The organism is Halomonas eurihalina, from assembly GCF_008274785.1.
GTDB classification, from domain to species: domain Bacteria; phylum Pseudomonadota; class Gammaproteobacteria; order Pseudomonadales; family Halomonadaceae; genus Halomonas; species Halomonas eurihalina.
On record NZ_VTPU01000009.1, the window covers coordinates 28,377 to 51,544 of the forward strand.

22 protein-coding genes and 2 tRNA genes are annotated in these 23,168 nt (G+C 63.6%); 10 read left to right on the plus strand and 14 right to left on the minus strand.

Translation table 11 applies throughout. The features are described 5' to 3' along the window. Positions 1-6: 6 nt before the first annotated feature. On the plus strand, positions 7-237 hold the full coding sequence (locus tag FZZ93_RS10290) for a formate dehydrogenase subunit delta (RefSeq protein WP_149322245.1): 231 nt from the start codon (positions 7-9) through the stop codon (positions 235-237). A 49-nt stretch (positions 238-286) separates the two neighbouring features. Here FZZ93_RS10290 and FZZ93_RS10295 read toward each other — a convergent pair whose 3' ends face one another. From FZZ93_RS10295 to hemA, 14 genes are all read right to left on the minus strand, one after another. Next, positions 287-835: a glycine zipper 2TM domain-containing protein gene (locus tag FZZ93_RS10295; protein WP_149322246.1), complete on the minus strand. Its 549-nt coding sequence runs from the start codon at positions 833-835 to the stop codon at positions 287-289. Positions 836-1,190: 355 nt separating this feature from the next. Next, a complete protein-coding gene (locus FZZ93_RS10305) occupies positions 1,191-2,483 on the minus strand; it encodes an NAD(P)/FAD-dependent oxidoreductase (RefSeq protein ID WP_149322248.1) in 1,293 nt (430 codons plus the stop codon). Between the two features lie 239 nt (positions 2,484-2,722). Then, a complete protein-coding gene (locus FZZ93_RS10310; protein ID WP_149322249.1) occupies positions 2,723-3,781 on the minus strand; it encodes a polyamine ABC transporter substrate-binding protein in 1,059 nt (352 codons plus the stop codon). 100 nt (positions 3,782-3,881) lie between these two features. Continuing rightward, a complete protein-coding gene (locus FZZ93_RS10315; protein WP_149322250.1) occupies positions 3,882-5,249 on the minus strand; it encodes a glutamine synthetase family protein in 1,368 nt (455 codons plus the stop codon). 53 nt (positions 5,250-5,302) lie between these two features. Continuing rightward, positions 5,303-6,367, minus strand: coding sequence for an ABC transporter substrate-binding protein (locus FZZ93_RS10320; RefSeq protein ID WP_149322251.1), 1,065 nt, complete (start codon positions 6,365-6,367; stop codon positions 5,303-5,305). A gap of 37 nt (positions 6,368-6,404) precedes the next feature. Further along, complete coding sequence (locus FZZ93_RS10325) at positions 6,405-7,202, minus strand: ABC transporter permease (protein ID WP_149322252.1); 798 nt, start codon at positions 7,200-7,202, stop codon at positions 6,405-6,407. Further along, positions 7,199-8,119 (minus strand): ABC transporter permease, encoded by a 921-nt coding sequence (locus tag FZZ93_RS10330; protein ID WP_149322253.1) that lies wholly within the window; start codon positions 8,117-8,119, stop codon positions 7,199-7,201. The genes FZZ93_RS10325 and FZZ93_RS10330 overlap by 4 nt, the downstream gene beginning before the upstream one ends. 10 nt (positions 8,120-8,129) lie before the next feature. Then, complete coding sequence (locus FZZ93_RS10335; protein WP_149322254.1) at positions 8,130-9,272, minus strand: ABC transporter ATP-binding protein; 1,143 nt, start codon at positions 9,270-9,272, stop codon at positions 8,130-8,132. A gap of 33 nt (positions 9,273-9,305) precedes the next feature. Further along, positions 9,306-10,598, minus strand: a complete 1,293-nt coding sequence (locus tag FZZ93_RS10340) for an NAD(P)/FAD-dependent oxidoreductase (RefSeq protein ID WP_149322255.1) — start codon at positions 10,596-10,598, stop codon at positions 9,306-9,308. Between the two features lie 403 nt (positions 10,599-11,001). Then, positions 11,002-11,748 (minus strand): HesA/MoeB/ThiF family protein, encoded by a 747-nt coding sequence (locus FZZ93_RS10345; protein ID WP_149322366.1) that lies wholly within the window; start codon positions 11,746-11,748, stop codon positions 11,002-11,004. Between the two features lie 5 nt (positions 11,749-11,753). Continuing rightward, a complete protein-coding gene (locus FZZ93_RS10350; protein WP_149322256.1) occupies positions 11,754-12,254 on the minus strand; it encodes an Lrp/AsnC ligand binding domain-containing protein in 501 nt (166 codons plus the stop codon). 176 nt (positions 12,255-12,430) lie between these two features. Beyond that, on the minus strand, positions 12,431-13,279 hold the full coding sequence (gene prmC / locus FZZ93_RS10355; RefSeq protein WP_149322257.1) for a peptide chain release factor N(5)-glutamine methyltransferase: 849 nt from the start codon (positions 13,277-13,279) through the stop codon (positions 12,431-12,433). Continuing rightward, the gene (prfA, locus tag FZZ93_RS10360; protein WP_149322258.1) at positions 13,279-14,370 is read right to left on the minus strand and encodes a peptide chain release factor 1; all 1,092 of its coding nucleotides are present in this window, start codon (positions 14,368-14,370) and stop codon (positions 13,279-13,281) included. Before prfA ends, prmC begins: the two co-directional genes overlap by 1 nt. Positions 14,371-14,379: 9 nt before the next feature. Further along, a complete protein-coding gene (gene hemA / locus FZZ93_RS10365) occupies positions 14,380-15,648 on the minus strand; it encodes a glutamyl-tRNA reductase (protein WP_149322259.1) in 1,269 nt (422 codons plus the stop codon). Positions 15,649-15,843: 195 nt separating this feature from the next. On the opposite strand from hemA, the gene FZZ93_RS10370 reads away from it, so the two are divergent. The 9 genes from FZZ93_RS10370 (at position 15,844) to FZZ93_RS10410 (ending at position 23,132) form a co-directional block, all read left to right on the plus strand. Further along, the gene (locus tag FZZ93_RS10370; protein WP_246146180.1) at positions 15,844-17,580 is read left to right on the plus strand and encodes a tetratricopeptide repeat protein; all 1,737 of its coding nucleotides are present in this window, start codon (positions 15,844-15,846) and stop codon (positions 17,578-17,580) included. Positions 17,581-17,618: 38 nt separating this feature from the next. After that, positions 17,619-18,242 (plus strand): lipoprotein insertase outer membrane protein LolB, encoded by a 624-nt coding sequence (gene lolB / locus FZZ93_RS10375; RefSeq protein ID WP_149322260.1) that lies wholly within the window; start codon positions 17,619-17,621, stop codon positions 18,240-18,242. After that, positions 18,235-19,092, plus strand: coding sequence for a 4-(cytidine 5'-diphospho)-2-C-methyl-D-erythritol kinase (gene ispE, locus FZZ93_RS10380; RefSeq protein WP_149322261.1), 858 nt, complete (start codon positions 18,235-18,237; stop codon positions 19,090-19,092). The genes lolB and ispE overlap by 8 nt, the downstream gene beginning before the upstream one ends. A gap of 36 nt (positions 19,093-19,128) precedes the next feature. Next, positions 19,129-19,203: transfer RNA gene (locus tag FZZ93_RS10385), tRNA-Gln, on the plus strand. Between the two features lie 62 nt (positions 19,204-19,265). After that, on the plus strand, positions 19,266-20,207 hold the full coding sequence (locus FZZ93_RS10390) for a ribose-phosphate pyrophosphokinase (RefSeq protein ID WP_187774508.1): 942 nt from the start codon (positions 19,266-19,268) through the stop codon (positions 20,205-20,207). Positions 20,208-20,321: 114 nt separating this feature from the next. After that, complete coding sequence (locus FZZ93_RS10395; RefSeq protein ID WP_149322262.1) at positions 20,322-20,984, plus strand: 50S ribosomal protein L25/general stress protein Ctc; 663 nt, start codon at positions 20,322-20,324, stop codon at positions 20,982-20,984. Between the two features lie 164 nt (positions 20,985-21,148). Further along, positions 21,149-21,733 (plus strand): aminoacyl-tRNA hydrolase, encoded by a 585-nt coding sequence (gene pth / locus FZZ93_RS10400; RefSeq protein ID WP_149322263.1) that lies wholly within the window; start codon positions 21,149-21,151, stop codon positions 21,731-21,733. A 175-nt stretch (positions 21,734-21,908) separates the two neighbouring features. Beyond that, entirely contained in the window at positions 21,909-23,000 is a 1,092-nt protein-coding gene (gene ychF, locus FZZ93_RS10405) for a redox-regulated ATPase YchF (protein WP_149322264.1), read from the plus strand. A 55-nt stretch (positions 23,001-23,055) separates the two neighbouring features. After that, positions 23,056-23,132 (plus strand) — tRNA-Met (locus FZZ93_RS10410). Positions 23,133-23,168: the final 36 nt, after the last annotated feature.

A 23,168-nucleotide genomic window follows, 5' to 3' on the forward strand; every position in this document is an offset into this window, starting at 1 on the left:
ATCGATATGCAGCACGATCAACGCGAAACGCTGATTCACATGGCCAACCAGATCGCCACCAATCTCCAGAGTTCGAACGACGCCGCAACGGGCGTGCGCAATCACCTGGAAAAGTTCTGGGCGCGCAGCATGAAGGAACGACTGATCGGCTGCCTGGACGACGCCGATTGCGATCTGAATCCGATCGCCCGGCAGGCCGTCGAACAGATGGCCGAGCAGCGCCGCCAGGCCTCTTGATCGCGCCCTTTCCTGGCAGGACCACGCCCCAGGCCAGGGTGACGGTCGCTCATCCCTCGGCGGACAGCGATTTCCACTGGGGCTGGCCATCCACCAGGCGGACACGCTCGCCCTCGGGCCGGCTGTCCAGACGCGTGGTACGTACCTCGCCATCGTGTTGCCAGCTCACCTCATAGCCCGTCGTTTCCTGATGGGTATCGGTCACCGTGTGGCAGCGCTGCTCGGTGGTGGTGATCGTCTGTCCGGACTCGATGCGCTCCTGCACCTCGCGTCCCGCCAGGCCACCGCCGACCGCACCAGCCACGGTGGCAATCTTCTTGCCGCTGCCGCCGCCGATCTGGTTGCCGAGAAGCCCGCCGACGATGGCTCCGGCGGCCGACCCGACGACGCGATGCGGATCCCGGGTTGGTGCCTGGCGCTGGACCGTCACGTTCTCACAGACCTCTCGCGGCGTCTCGACGCTACGCGTCAGGGTCTCGACCCCAGTGATCTCGGCATATTGCGGCTGACGTGCCTCCTGCACCTGCCAGGCGCCGAAGGCCATGCCACCCAAGCCCAGCACGGCCAGGGTGGAGCCCACGATGATCGACTTGCTCATTATCGTTTCCTCCTTTGATCAGCATCGGCGCCGGGCAAGGTGTGCCCAGCGGCCCACAGGGAGAGGTGGTATTTCAGTTCCACCGGTTCCCTGTCTAGGGCGGTCTTGTACGAAAAGTCGGCGAGCGAAGGTGAGACAAGGCGAAATCCGTCGAGAAAGCGCAGTTTACAAGGGGGTAAATGAGCATTTGGAGACTGATTTCAACACCGTATCACCGAGTGCAGATACTTTTCGTACAGACCCCAGTTTAATCGCACGGGGCGCCCATTTGGGCGCCCCACAAGGAGTTCCATATTGATTGACCCGCCGTCGCCGACAGGCGACAGGCGACAGGCGACAGGCGACAGGCGACGGATCATATGCCCAGCTTGTCCCGCGTCTGGTAGTACCAGGCACCAATGGCCGAAAGCGGCACGCGCAGCATGCGACCGCCGGGAAACGGCAGGTGCGGCAGGCCAGCGAAGGCGTCGAAGCGCTCGTCGCGGCCGGTCATGACTTCGGCGATCAAGCGGCCAGCAAGATGCGTGCAGGTCACACCGTGGCCCGAATAACCCTGGGCGTAGTAGACGTTGTCATTGAGCACGCCGAACTGGGGCAGCCGGTTGAGGGTCATCAGGAAGGTGCCGCTCCAGGCATACTCGATGCCGACATCCTTCAGGCCGGGAAAGGTCTTCTCCATCTTGGGCCGAATCACCGCCTCGATGTCGTTCGGATCCTGGCCCCCATAGTTGACGCCACCGCCATAGAGCAGCCGGTTATCGGCGGTGAGGCGGAAGTAGTCCAACAGGTAGTTGCAGTCCTCCACCGCCAAGCCGTTCGGCAACAGGGCCTGGGCACGCTCCGCTTCCAGCGGCTCGGTAGCGATGATCTGGGTGCCACAGGGCATGGACTTGCCTTCCAGCTCGGACACCACGCCCTGCAGGTAGGCATTGCCGGCCATTACCACACGAGTCGCACGCACCACGCCGCCGGGCGTGGTCAATTGAACCGGATCACCATGCGTCAGGCGGGTCACTGGCGTCTGCTCGTAGATCACGCCACCCCGCGACTCGAAGGCGGTGGCCTCGCCCTGCACCAGATTGAGCGGATGCATGTGCCCGCCCGAGTGATCGACCAGCGCACCGGCATAACGCTCCGTATTCACTTCACGCTTGACCGCCGCACCTTCCAGCAGCTCCAGTTCCTGGTGGCCATAACGCTCCCACAGCGCCTTGTGCTCGCGCAGCCCCTTGAGCTGCCTGGCGTTGCAGGCCGCGAAGAGGTTGCCGTCGCGCAGGTCGCAGGCAATGTCATACTCGGCCACGCGCTCGCGGATGATACGATTGCCCTCGAAGGCCATGTCGCCCAGGGCACGGGCCGTCTCGGCCCCGTACCGGGATTCGATCATGTCCATGTCGCGGCTGTAGCTGTTGACGATCTGCCCGCCATTGCGCCCGGAGGCGCCAAACCCCACTCGGGAGGCTTCCAGCACCACCACGTTAAATCCCTGCTCGGCCAGATGCAGCGCCGCCGAGATGCCGGTGAAGCCGGCGCCGACCACGCAGATATCGCAGTTGACCTCTCCTTCCAGGGGCGGACGCGAGGGCGCGGGATTCGCGGATGCCGCATACCAGGATGCGATGTGCTCCGTGGGCGAGGTGGCAGTCATGAAGACCTCCATGTGGTTATTTTATTCAACACAATATCGCCGATGATAGGCATACACATGCCACAAGGCAAACAAAAAGGTACATGATATTCACCACCAAGCAAGTGTTGGACATCGATCGCCAGACGCCCGAGCGCAGCGCACCCCGCGCTTGGCACGCTCGCAGATTCCAGCGATGCCCACCTAGGCGCTTGTCTGAAAAATTGACGAGCGAAGGTTAGACACTCTTCGGACAGTGCCTAGCGGCTGCGCACCTCCGACCACAACTGCTGCAGCATCTGCAGCCTCTCCCCCTCGATGAGCGGCGTGGTCACCAGTCGGTCACGATGCTCACCATCCAGCCGCGAAGTCTCGGCGAGCGCTGGCGGTAACCGCTCGAGCGCCGCCTCGTTGGGCGTCCGATAGTAGGCATAGGTGGCCGAGCGCGCGGCATTCTCGGGCTGCATCAGGAAATCGATGAAGGCATGGGCCAGTTCCGGATGCGGCGCCCGGGCGGGAATCACCAAAGTGTCCACGCCCAGTTGCGAGCCCTCTTCGGGCACGAAGAAGTCGAGGTGTTCATACGTCTCGGGAGAATCCGCCTTGCGATACTCCACATCGCCACTGTAGGTCACGGCAACCTGGGAGACGCCCCTGACCACCTGCTCGATGGCCGCCGTGCTATCGACGAAGCCCGTGAAATTGGGGCGATCCAGCGTCTCGCTGACCAGGCGCGCCGCCTCGATCCAGGGCTGCTGGCCGACACAGTCGAATCCTGCCCCCTGGTAGGCACAGGCCATGCCCAGCGCGACCTGGGGATCGCCGCCGAGCAGCGCGAAGGGCTGATCGGGATTCACCTCGGGATCGAAGAGTAGACGCCAGGAAGTCGGTGGATCGGGGAAGCGCTCGGTGTTGTAGACGATGCCGGTCACGCCCCAGAGATAGGGCACGCTGTAGCGCTCCTCGGGATCATAAGAGGGATGCCTGAACGCCTCCATCAGATGTTCCCGCCCCTGAAGCAGAGCCGGATCGAGCGGCTGGACGAGCCCCGCCTCGATGAGCCGCGGCACGAAGTAATCGGTGGGCACCACCACGTCGTACTGGGCATCGCCACCCGCCGAAAGCTTCGAGAACATCTCGGCGTTGGAGGTGAAGTAGTTCTGCACCACCTCCACATCGTGGGCTTCCTCGAAGTCCGCCACGACCTCGGGATCCATGTACTCCGTCCAGTTGAACAGGTAGAGCTTGTCGGCAGCGCTTGCCATCGTGCCGGTACCGAGCAGACAAGCGCCGACCATGACGGCCAGGAAGGGTCGCATGAGCGTATCTCCATATGGATGAAAAGCCCTTCCAGCCTAGCCCATCGTGACCGCGCGGGCTCCCCGGCGGAGTCCTCGCCGTCACGATGCCACTCCTCTCTCAGACTCTCAGCAGCAGATGTTCCCGCTCCCAGGAGCTGATGACCTGGAAGTACTCGCGATGCTCGGCACTCTTGACCGCCAGATAACTGTTGGTGAAGCGCTCGCCCAGGATATCGGCAAGGGGTTTGCACTCACGCAACAGCTCCAGCGCCGGCCCGATGTCGTCGGGCAGCTTGTTGCCATGGGACCAGGCCGAGCCGACCATGGGCGGACGCGGCTCGAGCTGGCTGAGCATGCCCAGATAGCCGCAGGCCAGCGAGGTCGCCATCACCAGGTAGGGATTGGCATCGGCACCGGCCAGCCGATTCTCGACCCGGGTAGCCTCGGGCGTGGACACCGGCACCCGCAACCCCACGGTGCGATTGTCCATGCCCCATTCCACGTTGATCGGCGCCGAACCGCTGCTCTCGGTGCGCAGCAAGCGCCGGTAGGAATTGACGTTGGGCGCCAGCAGCGGCATGGCGTCCGGCAGATAACGTTGCAGACCACCGATGAAATGGTGGAAGAGACGGCTTGGCTGGCCATCGTCACCGGCGAACAGGTTATGGCCTCGTTCGGCATCCATCAGGCTCTGGTGGAGATGCATCGAACTGCCCGGCTCCCCGGCCATGGGCTTGGCCATGAAGGTGGCATACATGCCGTGGCGCAGGGCCGTCTCGCGCAGGGTGCGCTTGAAGAGTATTACCTGATCGGCCAGCGTCAGCGGATCACCATGCTGGAAGTTGACCTCCATCTGGCCGGCCCCTTCCTCATGGATCAGGGTATCCAGATCCAACCCCATGGCCTCGCAGTAGTCGTACATTTCCTCGAACAACGGGTCGAACTCGTTGACCGCGTCGATGGAAAACGACTGGCGGCTGCTCTCCTGTCGCCCGTTGCGCCCGACCGGCGGTTCCAATGGATAATCCGAATCGGTATTGGTCTTGACCAGGAAGAACTCCACCTCGGGCGCCACCACCGGCTTCCAGCCTCGAGCCTCATAGAGCGCCAGCACGCGCTTGAGGACATGGCGCGGCGAAAGCTCCACCTCTTCGCCGGTCAAATAGTGGCAATCGTGAATGATCTGGGCGGTGGCATCCTCCGTCCAGGGCACCAGATAGACGGCATTCGGATCGGGCACCAGCTCCATGTCACGCTCGACGGGATTCCAGAACTGGGTCTCCTCGTCATCGGGATAGCCGCCGGTGACGGTCTGAATGAAGATTGAATCCGGCAGCCGGGGGCGCCCACCATTGAGATACTTACTGGCGGGCATGATCTTGCCCTTGAGAATACCGGTCATGTCGGCGACCAGGCACTCGACTTCGGTGATGCCGTGCTGCTGAAACCAATCGTTGAGGAGCGGCAGCTCCTGACGGTTACTCATGGGAATATCCTTGCTGCTGAAGGTGGGCCCGGCACCAAGCCGGACCCTCGTGCTCACCGCGATTTAACCTCCGACCACAGCTGCTGGAACGTCTGCAATTGCTCGCCTTCCAGGGTCGGCGTGAAACGCAGTCGCGCCATGTCCGCTTCGCTGGGCTGGACCGGCGGTTCGGTCAGCACCGCGTCGAGATAGGGGCGAGCCGCGGCGTTGGGACTGGCGTAGTAGTTGTAGTTGGAGAGCTGAGCACCGACCTCGGCATCGAGAATGAAATCGATGAACTTGTAGGCCATGTCGGGATTCGGCGCATCCTTGGGAATCATCATGGCGTCTACCCACATCTCGGCACCCTCGTCGGGAATCATGAACTCCATATCCGCGAAGGCTTCCGGGTTCTCTTCCTTGTAGAACAGGAAGTCACCGTTGTAGGAAAGTCCCGCATGGGTCACGCCCCGTGACAGCTGCTGCAGGGCCGGCGTGCCGTCGGTGAAGCCGCTGAATGTCCCGCGATTCTTGGTCTCGATAAGCAGCTGTGCCGCCTCACGCCAGGCGTCCATGGAGGTACAGTCATAGCCATGGCCGAGATAGGCGCAGGCAATCCCGATGCTGACCTGGCCATCGCCCATCAGGCCAAAGGGATACTCCGGATTGACCTCGGGATCAAAGAGCAGCGACCAGCTCTTGGGCGCATCGGGAAAGGTCTCGGTATTGTAGATCAGGCCGGTCACGCCCCACTGGTAGGGCGCGGAATAACGCGCTCCGGGATCGTAGGAGGGATCGGCGAACTGCTCCATGACATTGTCGAGATTATCAAGCTTCGACTTGTCGAGTTCCTTGACCAAACCCGTCTCGATCAGGCGCGGAATGTAGTAGTTCGACGGTACGACAATGTCGTACTGAGAGGTGCCACCAGCGTTGAGCTTGGCAAACATCTCGGGATTGGAATTGAAATAGTTCTGGACCACCTCGACATCGTACTTCTCCTCGAAAGCCTCGATGATCGCGGGATCCATGTACTCGGTCCAGTTGAACAGGTACAGCTTGTTCTCCTGTGCCTGGACCTGTCCTGCCAGTGCAAAGCTTCCCAAGGACAAGGCCAGTATCGTCTTGTTGATTTTCATGATGGACTCCTCGTTTCCCCTCGATGGTGACGTCGGCCTAGGTTTGCCGGCGACGGCTGAAGACGAGACTCAGAATGGCGGCGACGGCCACGGCACCGATCATCAGCGATGCGATGGCATTGATCTCCGGCGACACCCCCTTCTTGATCGCGCCCCAGATATAGATTGGCAGGGTCGCGCTTTCCGGTCCCGCCGTGAAGAAGCTGATGACGAAGTCATCGATGGACAGCGTAAAGGACAGGAAGAAAGCCGAGATCAACGCTGGCTTGATGGTCGGTAGCATGAAGTGCAGCACCCGCTTGAACGGCGTGGCGTACAGATCCTTGGCAGCCTCGAAGAGCGTCGGATCGAGCCCCACGAAACGCGAATAGACAATCAGCGCCACGAAGGGAATCTGGAAGGTCACGTGGGCGATGATCATGGTCCCCAGCCCTGGCTTCAACAGTCCCGTGGCTTGGTGGATCTGGACGAAGAAGGCCATCTCGGAGATGCCGAAGACGATATCCGGCAGCACGATCGGCAGATAGATCAGCACGATCAGCCAGCCGAGCTTGCGATGGCGATGGCGATACATGCCATAGCCAATCAGACAGCCGATGACCAGGGCGACCACCGAGGAAACCACGGCCAGCACCATGCTGTTGGCGAAGGCCGAGAGGATCTGCTCGTTGCCAAGCAACCGGTGATACCAGCGCAGCGAGACCCCCGAGAAACTGGCCGAGCTGTTGGCGGAATTGAAGGAGAACAGCACCACCACTGCCAGGGGCAGATAAAGGAAGAACAGGGTCAGCCACCAGAAGCCTGTCAGGCCACGTTTCAGCGCACGCTTGCTCATATCACCACCTCCTCGCCGCCACCCAGGCGCTTGCCGATGCGACGCATGGCGAACAGCCCGATGAAGGTAGCGATCAGCATCAGGATCGCGCCAGCCGCGCCCAGCGGCCAGTTGGAGCCACCCGAGAACTGGGTGGCCACCAGATTGCCCAGCATCATGCCCTTGCCGCCACCCAGCAGTTCGGGAATCACGTACATGCCAAACGCTGGAATAGCCACCAGCACGATGCCCGCCAGCAATCCCGGCAGGGTCTGCGGGAAGACCGCGTGCCAGAAGGCGCGCGCCGGCGAGGCGTAGAGATCCTGGGCGGCCTCCACCTGGGCGGTGTCGAGCTTTTCGAAGGCTGCATAGAGCGGCAGCACCATGAACGGCAGGAAGTTGTAGACCAACCCCAGGGTGACCGCGAAGTTGGAGGGATAAAGCCCCATGTTGGGTGCGATCAGCCCGAGCCCTTCGGCCAATTCCGCCAAGGGCGTTCCCGGCGCCAGCAGATTCATCCAGCCGAAGGTGCGGATCACCTGGTTGGTCCAGGAGGGCACGACCACCGCCAGCAGCATGATCGGTCGCCAGCGTTCGCGGCAAGTAGTGATGTAATAGGCGATCGGATAGGCCACCAACACCACCAGCGTCGTGGAAAGCAGGGTCTGCCACAGCGAGCGTAGCAGGGTATAGAGATTCCCCGGACTCCAGCCGAGAAAACCGAACCCGGCCAGGCGCTCGAAGGCATCCAGCGTCAGGGGCATCTGTGGCAGGCCGTAAGGACCATTGGTCATGAAGGCCACGCCCATCAGGTAGGCACTGGGCAATACCAGAAAGATGATGATCCAGGCCGCGCCGGGCGTAACGCTGAACAACAGGTGGCGCATCTCGCTGACCACGGCCCGGCGGCGCATTGTGTGCTGAGTTATTTCGACCATGACACCCTCCTCAGGCAGCGACCCGGACCAGGTCTTCCGGACAGACGCTGATGGTCACCTCGTCGCCCTCTCGATGTATCCGCTGGCCCAGGTTGCTGGCCACAGCCATCACCACCTGCCCATTGACCTCGAGCCGATACTCGATGCGGCTGCCGCGATACAGGCGTTCGCGCACGATACCTTCCATCCGGTTATAGCCCTCCGGTACTTCGGGACCGAGTTCCAGCGTCTCGGGCCGCACCAGCAACCAGCCATCGGACGTATCGCGTTGCTCTTCGGGCAACAGCCTCATTCGACCGATCTCGGTCTCCACCCAGTCGCCTTCGCTGCGGTGAATGGCGAACAGATTGTCATGCCCCATGAAGCGGGCCACAAAGGCATTGGCCGGGCGCTCGTACACATCGCTGGGTGCGCCGACCTGCTGGATGTTGCCGCCATCGAGCACGGCGATGCGATCCGACATGACCATCGCCTCATCCTGGTCATGAGTCACGAACACGAAGGTCATGCCCAACCGCTTCTGCAAGCGCTGCAGCTCAACCTGGAGCTGGGAACGCAGACCGGCATCGAGCGCCGAAAGCGGCTCGTCGAGCAGCAGCACATCCGGCTCGCAGACCAGCGCCCGGGCCAGGGCGATGCGCTGACGCTGCCCACCGGACAGCTGGTCGACACGGCGATCGACCAGATCCCCCAGCTTGATGAAGTCGGCGATCTCGTCGACCTTGGCATCGCGCTTTGCCGCCGGCAGGCCGCGCATCTTGAGGCCAAAGGCCAGGTTGTCGCGCACCGAAAGATGCGGGAAGAGCGCATAGGACTGGAAGACGGTGTTGACGCTGCGCCGGTGCGGCGGCACCTCGGTGAGCTCCTTGCCGCCGACCATCAAGGTTCCCTGATCAGGCTCCTCAAGGCCGGCCAGGATGCGCAGCAGGGTCGTCTTGCCGCAACCGGAAGGCCCCAGCAGAGTGAAGAATTCGCCAGCCTGAATATGCAGATCAACCCCGTCGAGTGCCACGGTGTCACGCCCGAAGCGCTTATGCAGGCCTCGCAGCTCAATGGCGGAGGCCTTGCGAGTCGAGTCGTCCTGGCACGGCGTCTCCGCTGCCGGCGTCACATCCGTCTTGTCGGCGATGTCCGCCGGAATGGTATCGCTCATGGAGGTGCCCTCTTCGTTGGTCGGTGGCCTCGCTCAGAGGCGATCGCGAAGTTTATAAAACTGGGTGGCCAGCACTAGCAACGGCTTGCGCAACAGTCGCCCCCCGGGGAAATGCCGATGCGGCATGGCGGCAAAGATATCGAAGCCCGCGCTCTGGCCGGCGATGGCATCGCTCATCAGCTTGCCGGCGAGTCCCGCCATGGCCATGCCGTGGCCCGAGTAGCCTTGGGCGTAGAAGAGGTTGTCGTCCAGGCGCCCGAAATCCGGTGCCCGGTTGAGGGTGATGGCCACGTCGCCACCCCATCGGTACTCGATGGGCACGCCCTCGAGCACTGGAAAGAGCCTGGCGATCTTGGTGTCCATGCGCGCCTGAAGATTCGGGGGTTCACGTCCATCGTAGCTGACTTCGCCCCCATAGATGAGGCGGCGATCCGCCGACAGCCGATAGTAATCGAGCACGAAATTGGCGTCGGACAAGGCATCGCCACTCGGCAGCACCTGGGCCGCCTGTTCTTCGCTCAGCGGTGCGGTGGCGATCATGTAATTGGCGGCACGCATGATGCGCCCCGACAGCTCGGGCACCAGGCCAGCCTGGTAGGCATTGGTGCCCAGCACCACGACATCGGCCGTGACGCGTCCTCCATCGGTGATCACGACGGCCGGCTCGCCTCGGCGGATTTCCTTGACCGCACTGTGCGAATATAGCCGTACACCGGCGCGCTGCGCGGCACGAGCCAGGCCCAGCGTATAGTTGAGAGGATGCAGATGTCCGCCCTCGCGATCATACAGGGCGGCAGGATAGGCATCGGTGACCACATGGTCGCGCAGCGCTTGCCCTTCCAGCCATTCCAGCGCCGTATAGCCGTACTTGCCGTTCAGTTCCTCGCGGAATGCTTCCAGCTCCCGGACATGGCGCGGCTTGACCGCTGCGTGGAGATAGCCCCAGGCCAGTTCGCAGGGAATCGCATGGCGTTCGACAAGATCGGCGGTGAGGCGTACCGCCTCGCGACTCATTTCCCAGATGCACCGGGCGCTCTGCAGTCCCAGTGCCCGTTCGATCGTGGCAATCTCGGTACCGAGACCGGGCAGGATCTGGCCGCCGCTGCGGCCGGAAGCGCCGTGGCCGATGTCCTCGGCTTCGAGCAGCACCACCGAGTAGCCCCGTTCGGCCAGATGCAGCGCCGCCGAGCAGCCGGTGACGCCGCCGCCGATGACACAGACATCGGCATGACGGTCCTCATCCAGCGGACCACAGGGATCGAGTTCGACGGTGATGGAGTCGCGGTACCAGGAAGCGGGGCGCTCTTGGGGAGCGGAAGTCTTCATACAATCAGCCTGTTCGGTGCGCAGTGCGCTCGTTGTTGTTCATCGCCCCGCTGGCTTCGGCCGATCGGGACAGCTTCAGTTTGACACCAGCACTGCGTTTAATGTCAAGTATTCAATAACGAATCAACAACATCGCCCAATAAGAAACCAAACCGAGAGTGTGTCGAAGGCCTTGTTTTTCACGCCTTATCGCCGCTACCAGGGCATATTCTTTCGGGGCTGGACGGAAATTCTTGTCAGTACCCGCCCCGTCAGGCGTCAAGTAAACACCATCAAACGTCTATCAACGAAAGCGGTCAGAAGGCAGTCTGGAAGACACGGCAAGCAAGCGGATGGGCAAGACAACAGGCGATATAGGGCGACAGCGCGACCGGGCCCGGGACAAGCGGCGATGTCTCGCCGGTCAGCCATGGCACACCGGGCACTCGGGATCTCGAGGCACCTTGAAATGGCGCCACTGGCCCGTCAGACCATCGAAGGTGGAAAGGCCTCGATGCACGTTGCCAGCGCCACTGACCAGCTTGATCGCCTCCAGCGCCTGGAAGCAGCCGATGAGACCGACTAAGGGGGCCACCACGCCGTTCTCGGCACAACGGAGTTCCTCGTCACCGCCCTCGCCCGGAGGATAGAGACAGCCGTAGCATGGCGCTTGCGGGTCGCGCGGATCGAACACCGCCAGTTGCCCGGAGAAGCGAATGGCCGCCCCCGACACCAGCGGCACCCCGGCATGCCGGCATGCGGCGTTGACCGCGTAGCGACTACTGAAACGATCGGTACAGTCGAGCACCACATCGGCCTGGGCCACCGCCGCCCGGAGTGCCTCGCCGTCCAGGCGGCTGGTGAGCGCGACGATTTCGCAATCGGGATTGAGCGCCAGGGCGGCATCGCGAGCCGACTCAGCCTTGGGACGACCGATATCGGCCATGCCATGGGCAATCTGGCGTTGCAGGTTGGAAAGCTCGACCTCGTCATCGTCGGCCAACGTCAAGCGGCCCATGCCAGCCGCCGCCAGGTACAGCGCCACTGGCGAGCCGAGCCCGCCGGCGCCGACCACCAAGGCGTGGCCGGCCAGCAACCGCTCCTGGCCCTCGATGTCGATCGCATCGAGCATGATCTGACGGCTATAGCGCAGCAGCGCTTCATCGTTCATCGGGCTCACTTGTCGTCGAACTCCTCGATATCGGGCACGTGGAGGGAGACATCTTCCTTGACCTCTTCCATCACCACATAGCTCTTCGACTCCTTGACACCCGGCAAGGTCAGGACCACATCGCCGAGCAACTGGCGATAGGCCGACATCTCGGGAATGCGACACTTGAGAATGTAGTCGAACTGCCCTGAGACCAGGTGGCATTCCTGAATCTGCGGCAGCTTGGCCACCGCCCGGCGGAACTCGTCGAATACCGCGGGCGACTGGGTCTCCAGGCTGATCTCGACGAACACCAGCAAGTTGGCCTTGAGGGCCCGGGGATCGAGCAGTGCCTTGTAGCCACGGATCACGCCCGAACGCTCCAGGCGTTTGACGCGTTCCAGGCAGGGCGTGGTGGAAAGCCCTACCTGAGAGGCAAGATCCACATATGAGATACGAGCATTTTCCTGCAGGCAACGCAGGATATTGAGGTCAATACGATCTAGCGAGCGGGTCTTGGTTTTCATTGTCGTCCTGACACGCGGTGGGCGTTGGTCTTTGCCGTCTTGGCAGAGGCTTTACCTGGAAAACACCCGTTAACAGGTGATTTCTGGTATTCACTCATGCCAAGACAGTCACTGATGGCATTTTTTACTGCCCTCAGGTTTAACATAGCCGCCCCCGCGGGCTCCAGCCCGGGCTCTCAACGACGCTCTCCCGTCCATCGCCCGAGACTGACCCGCTCGTGCCCCGCCAGATCCCGCTCGCTGGTCACGTCCCGATATCCACTGGCCTGCAAGGCCTCGCGCACCGCCGCTCCCTGCTCGGCGCCATGCTCCAGCAACAGCCAGCCCTCCGACGCCAGCCGGTCCCGCGAGGCATCGACAAGGTGATGGAGATCAGCCAGCCCGCGCTCCCGCGCCACCAGGGCGCTGCGCGGCTCGAAGCGCACATCGCCGAGCGCCAGATGCGGGTCATCGTCGGACAGATAGGGCGGGTTGGCGACGATCACGTCGAAGCCGGTCTCGTCGAGTGCCGCGAACCAGTCGCCAACCCGAAAGCCGACATTGGCAATGCCCAGCCGCTCGGCGTTACGCTTCGCCAGCGTCACGGCATCGGGGTTGAGATCAATGCCGAGCGCATGCCAGTCGGGGCACTCGCTTGCCAGGGCCAGCGCGACGGCGCCGGTGCCGGTGCCCAGGTCCAGCAACCGGCCGGCGCGACCGGACATGCGCGACAGTGCCGCCGCAACCAGCGTTTCGGTATCGGGTCGGGGAATCAGGGTGCTCGGGCCGGTGAGCAGGGGCAGCCCCCAGAACTCACGCTCGCCAGTGAGATAGGCTACTGGGTGCCCCGCCGCCCGGGCGGCGATCAGGGCCTCGAAGCGCGCCTGGTCGAAGCTGTCGGCCTCCCGATCCCCCCAGGTATAGAGCCAGGCACGGTCGACCCCGAGCACATGGCACAGCAATACCTCGGCGTCGAGACGCGCGCTGGGTGAGCCGGCATCGGCAAGCCGCGTGGCAGCCCGCGCCAGCAGAATGTCCAGACGCATCAGCCCTCCTGCTGCAGAGCGGACAGTTGCTCAGCCTGGTACTCGTTGATCAAGGGCTCGATGACCTCGTCGAGCCCCTCACCGCCAACCACATCGGAGAGCTTGTAGAGGGTCAGGTTGATGCGATGATCGGTGACCCGGCCCTGGGGGAAGTTGTAGGTGCGAATCCGCTCGCTGCGATCGCCCGAGCCCACCAGTGAACGGCGCTCGTCAGCCTGCTGCTGACGCTGGCTGTCCTGGGCCGCCTGCTTGAGGCGCGCGGCGAGCAGCGACATGGCCTTGGCGCGGTTCTTGTGCTGACTGCGCTCCTCCTGGCATTCCACCACCACACCGCTCGGCAGGTGGGTGATGCGGATCGCCGAGTCGGTGGTATTGACGTGCTGCCCGCCGGCGCCACTGGCGCGGAAAGTATCGACGCGCAGCTCGTTGGAGTCGATATCGATCTCGCCCACCTCAGCGGCTTCGGGCATCACCGCCACCGTGCAGGCCGAGGTATGGATACGCCCCTGGGATTCGGTGGCCGGCACGCGCTGCACGCGATGGGCGCCGGACTCGAACTTCAGCCGCGCATAGACGCCCTCGCCCTTGACCCGGGAAATCAGCTCCTTGTAGCCCCCCTGTTCGCCATGACTGGCGCTGACGATTTCCACCTTCCAGCCATGCAGTTCGGCATAACGGGAATACATGCGGAACAGGTCGCCGGCGAACAGCGCCGCTTCGTCGCCACCGGTGCCGGCGCGAATCTCCAGGAAGACGTTGCCCGCGTCGTCCGGATCCCGGGGCACCAGCAGTTGCTTGAGTCGTGTCTCCAGCGCTTCCAGCTTCTCCCGCCCCGATTCGCGTTCCATCGATGCCAGTTCGCGCATTTCGGCATCGGCATCGTCGGCGAGCGCCTCGGCGGCTTCGAGATCCCCTTCCACAGCGCGATAATCGTGCCATGTCGCCACCAGGTCATCGAGCTCGGCATATTCCCGCGAATAGTCGCGAAAGCGAGGCTGATCGGCAATCACCTCGGGGTCCGCCAACAGAGCAGCGAGCTCCTCGAAGCGCTCGGCAAAGGTGTCGAGACGCTGACGCAGGGAAGCTTTCATCAACAAGTCCTATCGGGGTGAGTCAGAAGTATCGTCCAGCAACAGGGTTGCGGCGGCATCCATGAGGTCATGGCGATCGTCCGAGGCGGCTTCGCGCAGCGCCAGGGTGGGACGATGCAACAAGCGGTTGGTCAATTGATGGGCCAGGCGCCGTACCACCTCTTCGGGGTCCTCGCCCTTGGCCAGACGCGCCAGAGCTTGATCCCGGGCCTCGTCACGCAGCGACTCGCCCCTGGCACGAACGTCGCGGATCAGCTCCCCGCCACCGCGCAGCCGGCGCTCATGCTGCCAGTGTCCCACGCCGTTTTCGATCAACGACTCGGCCTGGTCGGCCGCCACCTGGCGATGACGCCGATTCTCCTCGATGACCTCCTGGAGATCATCGACGGTATACAGGAAAACGTCGCTCAGTTCCCCCACCTCGGGCTCGATATCACGCGGCACAGCGATATCGACCATGAACACCGGACGGTGCCGGCGCTTCTTCAGCGCCCGCTCGGCCATGCCCTTGCCGAGAATCGGCAGCGCCGAGGCGGTGGAAGCAATCACGATGTCGGCGTCGATCAAGGCATCGGGGATGCCGTCCAGGGTGATCGCCTCGCCACCGAGTGGTGCGGCCAACTGATCGGCCCGCTCGCGGGTGCGGTTGGCCACCGTCAAGCGGCGCACTCCAGCTTCGTGTAGATGACGGGCCACCAGTTCGATGGTCTCGCCGGCACCGATCAGCAATGCCCGGGAGCCAGCCAGGTTGTCGAAGATGCGACTCGCCAGGCTGACCGCGGCATAGGCCACCGAGACGGGATTGCGTCCGATGCCGGTCTCGGTACGCACCTGCTTGGCCACGGCGAAGGTATGCTGGAAGAGTCGCTCGAGCTCTCCGCCCATGCCCTTGGCCTGACGCGCGACCTGATAGGCTTCCTTGAGCTGGCCGAGAATCTGCGGCTCACCCAGCACCATGGAATCCAGCCCCACCGCCACCCGCATCAGGTGACGCGCCGCATCGCCATCGAGAAAATGGTAGGCGCAGCGCGTCAGTGCCTCGACCTCCATGCCATGGAAACGCCCCAGCCACTCGTAGATGGCCTGCTGGCCCGCCTCGTCGGTCACGCAGTAAAGCTCGGTGCGGTTGCAGGTCGACAGTACAGCCGCCTCGCGCACTTCGGGCAGGCAGCGTAGTTCGGCCAGCGCCTGTTCGAGCTGCGCCGGCGTAAAGGCCACCCGTTCGCGAACATCGAGCGTCGCGGTGCGGTGATTGATTCCCAGGGCAAGAAGCGTCATGCGTCGGAGTCTTAGCAAAAGTGAGCCGGCGGCGTCATAGCGGTGGCGTGAACCAGGCACCTTATCCCATTGCGTCGCCACGGCGACATATTCTACCACAGCGCATCCGTCGACGGTGCCCACCCGCCGCGATGTCCTTTGCCCAACGAAGACAAGCCGTTATGCTGGCGGCTCGGCCTTCAGATCGAGACTCCCATGTCCCGAGGATTTTTCAAGATGCGCGCCCATCGCCACCCGCTGGCCGTTGTCGGCCTGGCGATGATGCTCGGCAGTTGCCAGACCTTGTCGTCCGACACGCCACTCGCCGACCCGCTGGCCAACGCCCCTTCCATCACCCGTGGGCTCGACGCCAGGGGGCTTTCCACCCTGTTGGTGGCAGAACTGGCCGGGCAGCGCGGCGATTATCAGCGCGCCAGCCGCGGCTATCTCGAAAGTGCCGAGCGCTATGCCGCCGCCGACCTGGCCGAGCGGGCCGCCCTGGCGGCACGCTTCGACGAAGACCCCGCCCTGCTCGAACGCGCCGCTCGGCGCTGGCAGCAACTGGCACCCGACGACACCGCTCCGGCGCGCCTGCTGGCCGACCTCGCCGTACAGAAGGGTGACTGGGGCGAAGCGCTGACCCGACATCTTGATATTATCGAGCACAACGGCGCCCGAGATCTCGTGCCCTTTCTCGAGTCGGCACTGGAAGCCGGCGCGCCTCCCGCTCCTCTGTTGGCGCAGCTGCAGGACTTCCCGCCCAGCCCCCGGACACGTCACGACCTCGCGCTCGCCACTGCCCTGCTGGAGGCCGCCAACGGCCTCACTGCCTCGGCCCAACAGCGTCTTTCCCGCCTCGCCGATGAGGCCCCGGAACAACCGGGCCTGTGGCGCATCCGTGCCGCCGTGTCGCTCGACGCCAGTGCGCCCGGCCGCGCCGAGACCATGGCACGGCGCGGTCTCGAGCACACACCCGGCGACCCAAGGCTTATCCTGCTGCTGGCCCAGGCCGAGATACGCCAGGGCAACATCACAGCGGCCGAAGCCAACACCGACGCCCTGCTCGAGGATCACGGCGACAGCCCCGACCTGCGCCTGGCGCTGGCACAACTGTATCTCGAAGAAGGTCATACCGGCCCGGCCCGACGCCTGCTGCTCCCCTTGACCGATAACGATACGACCCCATCGACGGTATTCCTGATGCTCGGCGCCATCGCCGAGGAGGAAGGCGAAGTCGACAACGCCCTCCTTTATTACCGCCAGATTCCCGAGGGCAGCAATTTCCTGACGGCCAGGGCCAGCGCGGCCCGCATGTTGTTCGAGCAAGGTAGGCCCAGTGACGCTCGCACCTTCCTGCGTATCGAGCGCCTGCGCCATCCAAACGACGCCCCCGCACTCTTCTCGCTGGAGGTCAGCCTGCTGGACGACTCCGGCGCCCGGGCCCAGGCCGATGCCCTGCTGAACCAAGCCGTCGAGTCCCATCCCGAAAACGCCCAGTTACGCTATCAGCGAGCCATGCGCACCTTCCGCCATGGGGATATCGCCGCCATGGAGCGCGATCTGCGCATCCTGATCGATCAGGACCCCGAAAACGCCGATGCCATCAACGCGCTAGGCTATACCCTGGCCGACAACGACATCGAAGGCCGGCTCGACGAAGCCCGTGAACTGATCGAGCGCGCCCACTCCCTGGCCCCCGACAACCCGGCGATTCTCGACAGCATGGGCTGGGTACGCTATCGACAGGGCGACCCCAAGGCCGCCCTGCCATGGCTGGAACGCGCCTGGTCCGCAATGCCCGACCAGGAAGTGGCCGCCCACCTGATCGAGGTGCTCTGGCGCCTGGACCAGCGCGACCGGGCCCGCGAACTGCTCCAGCAGGCACGCCAGCGCTTCGAGACACACCCGCGGATCGATGACCTGCTCGAGCGCCTGCCCGAGCTGGCCCAATGAATCATCCGCGCACGCCCCATCCGCGAAAGGAATCGACCATGCAACGCCGTCACTCGATCCAACTGACCTGTCTGGCCATGGCACTGATCCTGCTGGCGGGTTGCGCCAGCCGTGCCCCCACACCGGACACACAACGCACCACCGGACAATGGGACGCTCAACAGGAGCACCTGGCCGAACTGCAGGACTGGAAGCTGCAGGGCAAGGCCGGCCTGCGCACGCCACAGGACTCCACCAGCGCCAATCTCGACTGGCTGCAGACCCCCTACTATTTCCGCATTCTGCTCAGTGGCCCCTTCGGTAGTGGCCGAAGCGTGCTGGAGGGCCGCGAGGGTCGCGTCTCCCTGACCACCGGCGAAGGCCGGGCCGAGGCAGAAAGCCCGCAGGCCCTGATGCAACAGGAGTTGGGCTGGTCGCTGCCGGTTTCCGCCCTGACCGACTGGATTCGCGGCCTGCCCGCCAACGACCGTCCCCACCAGTTGGAGAAGGACGAGCTCGGCTTCCCGGCCCACCTAGAGCAGGACGGCTGGGAAATCGACTATCGCGACTGGAGTCGGGTCGGCGAACTGTGGCTGCCGCGCCGAATGAAGCTGACCTATGACGACCTCGTCGTCACCCTGGTAGTAACACGCTGGCAACCGGAGCCCGACGAGGATGCCTGAACACGGGATGCTGACGCTGCCGGCGCCTGCCAAGCTCAACCGGATGCTGCACATCACCGGCCGGCGCGACGACGGTTACCATTCGCTGCAGACCCTGTTCCAGTTTCTCGACCATGGCGACACCCTCACACTCGCGCCTCGCGACGACGGCGAGCTTCGGCTCGACGCCGAACTGACGGGGGTGACCAGCGACGACAACCTCATCCTGCGCGCCGCCCGGCGACTCCAGCGCGCCACCGGGACCCGATCAGGCGCTCACATCAGCCTGCGCAAGCGCCTGCCGATGGGCGGCGGACTCGGCGGCGGCAGCAGCGACGCCGCCACCACCCTGCTCGGCCTGAACCGCCTCTGGCGGCTCGACCTGTCGCTGGATGACCTGGCCACCCTTGGCCTCGAGCTCGGCGCCGACGTGCCGGTCTTCGTCAGGGGGCATGCCGCCTGGGGAGAAGGCATCGGCGAGTATCTGACTCCCGTCGAACTCGACACGCCATGGTTCGTCGTCGTCCACCCCGGTGTCAGCGTCTCCACGCCGCACATCTTCAAGGCCCCGGAATTGACACGGGATACCCCCCCGATTACCATGGCGCGCGCACTTCAGGGGGGAGCGGCGAGTTGGCGCAACGACTGCGAACCAACGGTCAAAAAGCTGTATCCCGAGGTCGCAGATACGCTCGATTGGCTGATCAAACGGGCTCCGTCAATGCTGACGGGCACGGGGGCCTGCGTTTTCGCCCGACTGGAACGGGAAGAAGATGCCGAGACACTGCTGGCCGAAATACCGGCACCCTGGCAGGCCTTCAAGGCACCAGGCCGGAATCGCTCTCCCCTCCATGATGCCCTGGATCGATGAGCGCCCAGAGCGGCGACTCGCGGTGCGGTAGTTCGCTGGGGTATAGCCAAGCGGTAAGGCAGCGGTTTTTGGTATCGCCATGCGCAGGTTCGAATCCTGCTACCCCAGCCATTCCCGCTCGGAGCGACACCGATCCGAACACTGAAGACCCAACACTGCAAAGGTGGCTGCGCGTGTCAAAATTGATGGTTTTCGCCGGGAACGCCAATCCCGAGCTCGCCCAGAAGGTCGCCGAGAGCCTGGACAACCGACTGGGCCACGCCACGGTCGGGCAGTTCAGCGACGGCGAAGTCGCGGTTGAGATCAATGAGAACGTGCGTGGCAAGGATGTGTTCATCCTGCAGCCCACCTGCGCGCCGACCAACGACAACCTGATGGAACTGATCCTGATGGTGGACGCCCTGCGCCGGGCCTCCGCTACCCGGGTCACCGCCGTGGTCCCCTACTTCGGCTACGCTCGTCAGGACCGTCGCGTCCGCTCCGCCCGCGTGCCGATCTCCGCCAAGATCGTCGCCGACATGATGGTCAAGGCCGGCGTCGACCGCGTCATGACCATGGACCTGCACGCCGACCAGATCCAGGGCTTCTTCGACGTGCCGGTGGACAACGTCTACGGCTCGCCGATCCTGCTCGATGACATCGAGCGGCAGAATTACGACGACCTGGTGGTGGTCTCGCCCGACGTCGGTGGTGTGGTGCGCGCTCGCGCCATCGCCAAGCAGCTCAATGCCGACCTGGCGATCATCGACAAGCGCCGCCCTCAGGCCAACCAGGCCCAGGTGATGCACATCATCGGCGAAATCCAGGACCGAACCTGCGTCGTGGTCGACGACATGATCGACACCGCCGGCACCCTGTGCAAGGCGGGCGAAGCACTCAAGGATCACGGCGCACGCCGTGTGGTGGCCTATGCCACCCACCCGATCCTGTCAGGCCCCGCCGTCGACAACATCACCGGTTCGGTACTCGACGAAGTCGTCGTCACCGATACCATTCCGCTGTCCGACCATGCGCGTCGCAGCGGCCGAATTCGTCAGCTCAGCGTGGCCGGCCTGATCGCCGAGGCGATCCGGCGGGTCAGCAACGAGGAATCCGTCAGCGCGATGTTCCACTGAGGTTTCCCTCGGCGGATCATCGCGTCGGAAAAGCGCCCTTCGGGGCAATCGGAGGCGTCAAGGAACTGGTCGCGGTCCTTGGCGCTCTCCTTATTTCAAGCAAGAGGCAAAACCATGTCCGATTACATCCTCACCGCCAGCGTTCGCAACGACCTGGGGAAAGGTGCGAGCCGCCGCCTGCGTCGTGCGAACGAACAAGTGCCGGCCATCATTTATGGTGGCGAGCAGGCACCCCAGGCAATCGCCGTCGACAAGACCCGCTTCTACAAGTCAATCGAGGATGAAGCTTTCTTCTCCTCGGTGATCACCATTGAAGTGGAAGGCAAGGCCCAGCAAGTGGTCGTGCGTGACCTCCAGCGCCATCCCTACAAGCCGCTGGTAACGCATGCTGACTTCATGCGCATCGACGCCACCCACGAAATCACCATGCGCGTACCGCTGCACGTGGTGAACGAGGAAAGCTGCAAGGCCATCAAGGACGAAGACGGCGAGCTCCACGTCCTTTCCAACGAGGTCGAGGTCAGCTGCCTGCCGAAGGACCTGCCCGACTACCTGGAAATCGACATTGCCGAGGTCACTCTGGGCACCACGCTGCACCTGTCCGATCTGAGCGTACCGGCCGGCGTGACCCTGGTCGCGCTGTCCCACGGCGAGGACCATGACAACGCCGTACTGAGCATCACCCAGGCCAAGACTCGCGGCAGCGACGATAGCGAAGCCGAAGAAGAAGGTGGCAACACCGCCGAGGGCGAAGAAGGCGAAGGCAGCAACGAGTAATTCGGAGCCGCCAGGGCCGCGCGCAATGTCGCGGCCCTTTCGCCACGATCAAGCGCTCCGGCGCTTGATTTTTTTGTGGCCTGCCGTTCCCGGCAGCCATCCCACGGACCGCCGCTGGCGCGGCGTCAAAAATCGTTCCAGACGATTTTTTGGAGGCAGAGAAGATGACCCAGGTCAAAGCCATCATCGGACTGGCCAATCCCGGGACCGAGTACGAAGCCACTCGCCACAATGCCGGCGCCTGGTTGATCGACGCCCTGGTTCGTGACGCCGGCGACACCCTGCGCCCGGAAAAGAAATTCCTCGGGCATTATGCGCGCATCCGCCTGAACGGCCAGGACCTCCATCTGCTCGAACCCACCACCTTCATGAATCGTAGTGGTGGCGCGGTGGCCGCCCTGGCCCAGTTCTTCAAGCTGACACCCGACGAGTTGCTGGTCGCCCACGACGAACTCGACCTGGCACCCGGCACGGCCCGCTACAAGACCGGCGGCGGCCACGGAGGCCACAACGGCCTGCGCGACATCATCCGGGCGCTGGGCAACGACAACGGCTTTCATCGACTGCGACTGGGCATCGGCCACCCCGGCGACGCTCGCCAGGTGACCAACTACGTCCTCGGACGCCCCGGCAAGGCCGAGCGCACCGCCATCGACGCCGCCATCGACGAATGCTGTGCCACCCTGCCCCAGGCCATCGCCGGCGACTGGACGAAAGCCATGCAGCGGCTGCACAGTTTCAAGGCATAAGACGGAAGAGCGCGGCGGCGCCCGCTTGAAGAAGGAAGAAAGGCACTCCGTGGCTGGATAGAGGCCCGCCGGCAGTCTCTTCCCTCTTCCGACTTCCCCTTCTGGCTCGCGCCGAAGGCGTCCCGTAGAATACCGGCCAATCAACCTTTTCGAATTCTCTTTCCAGGATCAGCCCATGGGTTTCAACTGCGGTATCGTCGGCCTGCCCAACGTCGGCAAGTCGACCCTCTTCAACGCCCTGACCAAATCGGGTATCGACGCTGAGAATTTCCCCTTCTGCACCATCGAGCCCAATGTCGGCATCGTGCCGATGCCCGACCCGCGGCTCGACAAGCTGGCGGATATCGTAAAGCCCCAGAAGGTGATCCCCACCACCATGGAGTTCGTCGACATCGCCGGTCTCGTGGCGGGCGCCTCCAAGGGCGAAGGGCTCGGCAACCAGTTTTTGGCCAATATCCGCGAGACCCAGGCCATCGCCCATGTCGTACGCTGCTTCGACAACGACAACGTCATTCACGTATCCAACCAGGTCGACCCACGGACCGATATCGAGACCATCAACCTCGAACTCGCCCTGGCCGACCTGGATACCGTCGAACGCGCCATCCAGCGCCTGGCCAAGGTGGCCAAGGGGGGGGACAAGGAAGCCGTCGCCATCAAGGCCATCCTCGACCGCATCCACCCCCATCTTGCCGAGGGTCAGCCACTGCGCAGCTTCGGTCTGGACGACGACGAAAAGCGTCAGCTCAAGAGCTTCGGCCTGCTGACGCTCAAGCCCACCATGTACATCGCCAACGTCAATGAAGACGGCTTCGAGAACAATCCCTATCTCGATACCGTCCTCGAGATCGCCGCCGAGGAAGGCGCCGTGGTGGTACCGGTGTGCAACCAGATCGAGGCCGAGATCGCCGAGCTCGACGACGAGGAACGCAGCATGTTCCTCGACGAGATGGGCATGGAGGAGCCTGGGCTGGATCGCGTGATTCGTGCCGGCTACGCACTGCTCGGCCTGCAGACTTACTTCACCGCCGGCGTGAAGGAAGTCCGGGCCTGGACCGTCAAGATCGGGGCCACCGCCCCCGAAGCTGCCGGCGTGATCCACACCGACTTCCAGAAAGGCTTCATCCGCGCCGAAGTCGTCGCCTATGAGGACTTCGTGACCCTGGGCGGCGAACAAGCCGCCAAGGACGCCGGCAAGTGGCGCCTGGAAGGCAAGGACTATATCGTTGCCGACGGCGATGTCATCCACTTCAGGTTCAATGTCTGAAGCCATAACGACTTGACGTACCAAGGGGGCATCGGTATTATTCGCCCCCGTTATCGGCTACGTAGCTCAGCTGGTTAGAGCACATCACTCATAATGATGGGGTCCCCTGTTCGAATCAGGGCGTAGCCACCAGATATCGAAAAGCCCGCCTGGTTCGCCAGGCGGGCT

Excerpts from the sequence above, each read along its gene's own strand:
- FZZ93_RS10290 (WP_149322245.1), top strand. The coding sequence starts at position 7 with ATGCAGCACGATCAACGCGAAACGCTGATTCACATGGCCAACCAGATC.
- FZZ93_RS10295 (WP_149322246.1), bottom strand. The coding sequence starts at position 835 with ATGAGCAAGTCGATCATCGTGGGCTCCACCCTGGCCGTGCTGGGCTTG.
- FZZ93_RS10305 (WP_149322248.1), bottom strand. The coding sequence starts at position 2,483 with ATGACTGCCACCTCGCCCACGGAGCACATCGCATCCTGGTATGCGGCA.
- FZZ93_RS10310 (WP_149322249.1), bottom strand. The coding sequence starts at position 3,781 with ATGCGACCCTTCCTGGCCGTCATGGTCGGCGCTTGTCTGCTCGGTACC.
- FZZ93_RS10315 (WP_149322250.1), bottom strand. The coding sequence starts at position 5,249 with ATGAGTAACCGTCAGGAGCTGCCGCTCCTCAACGATTGGTTTCAGCAG.
- FZZ93_RS10320 (WP_149322251.1), bottom strand. The coding sequence starts at position 6,367 with ATGAAAATCAACAAGACGATACTGGCCTTGTCCTTGGGAAGCTTTGCA.
- FZZ93_RS10325 (WP_149322252.1), bottom strand. The coding sequence starts at position 7,202 with ATGAGCAAGCGTGCGCTGAAACGTGGCCTGACAGGCTTCTGGTGGCTG.
- FZZ93_RS10330 (WP_149322253.1), bottom strand. The coding sequence starts at position 8,119 with ATGGTCGAAATAACTCAGCACACAATGCGCCGCCGGGCCGTGGTCAGC.
- FZZ93_RS10335 (WP_149322254.1), bottom strand. The coding sequence starts at position 9,272 with ATGAGCGATACCATTCCGGCGGACATCGCCGACAAGACGGATGTGACG.
- FZZ93_RS10340 (WP_149322255.1), bottom strand. The coding sequence starts at position 10,598 with ATGAAGACTTCCGCTCCCCAAGAGCGCCCCGCTTCCTGGTACCGCGAC.
- FZZ93_RS10345 (WP_149322366.1), bottom strand. The coding sequence starts at position 11,748 with ATGAACGATGAAGCGCTGCTGCGCTATAGCCGTCAGATCATGCTCGAT.
- FZZ93_RS10350 (WP_149322256.1), bottom strand. The coding sequence starts at position 12,254 with ATGAAAACCAAGACCCGCTCGCTAGATCGTATTGACCTCAATATCCTG.
- prmC (WP_149322257.1), bottom strand. The coding sequence starts at position 13,279 with ATGCGTCTGGACATTCTGCTGGCGCGGGCTGCCACGCGGCTTGCCGAT.
- prfA (WP_149322258.1), bottom strand. The coding sequence starts at position 14,370 with ATGAAAGCTTCCCTGCGTCAGCGTCTCGACACCTTTGCCGAGCGCTTC.
- hemA (WP_149322259.1), bottom strand. The coding sequence starts at position 15,648 with ATGACGCTTCTTGCCCTGGGAATCAATCACCGCACCGCGACGCTCGAT.
- FZZ93_RS10370 (WP_246146180.1), top strand. The coding sequence starts at position 15,844 with ATGTCCCGAGGATTTTTCAAGATGCGCGCCCATCGCCACCCGCTGGCC.
- lolB (WP_149322260.1), top strand. The coding sequence starts at position 17,619 with ATGCAACGCCGTCACTCGATCCAACTGACCTGTCTGGCCATGGCACTG.
- ispE (WP_149322261.1), top strand. The coding sequence starts at position 18,235 with ATGCCTGAACACGGGATGCTGACGCTGCCGGCGCCTGCCAAGCTCAAC.
- FZZ93_RS10395 (WP_149322262.1), top strand. The coding sequence starts at position 20,322 with ATGTCCGATTACATCCTCACCGCCAGCGTTCGCAACGACCTGGGGAAA.
- pth (WP_149322263.1), top strand. The coding sequence starts at position 21,149 with ATGACCCAGGTCAAAGCCATCATCGGACTGGCCAATCCCGGGACCGAG.
- ychF (WP_149322264.1), top strand. The coding sequence starts at position 21,909 with ATGGGTTTCAACTGCGGTATCGTCGGCCTGCCCAACGTCGGCAAGTCG.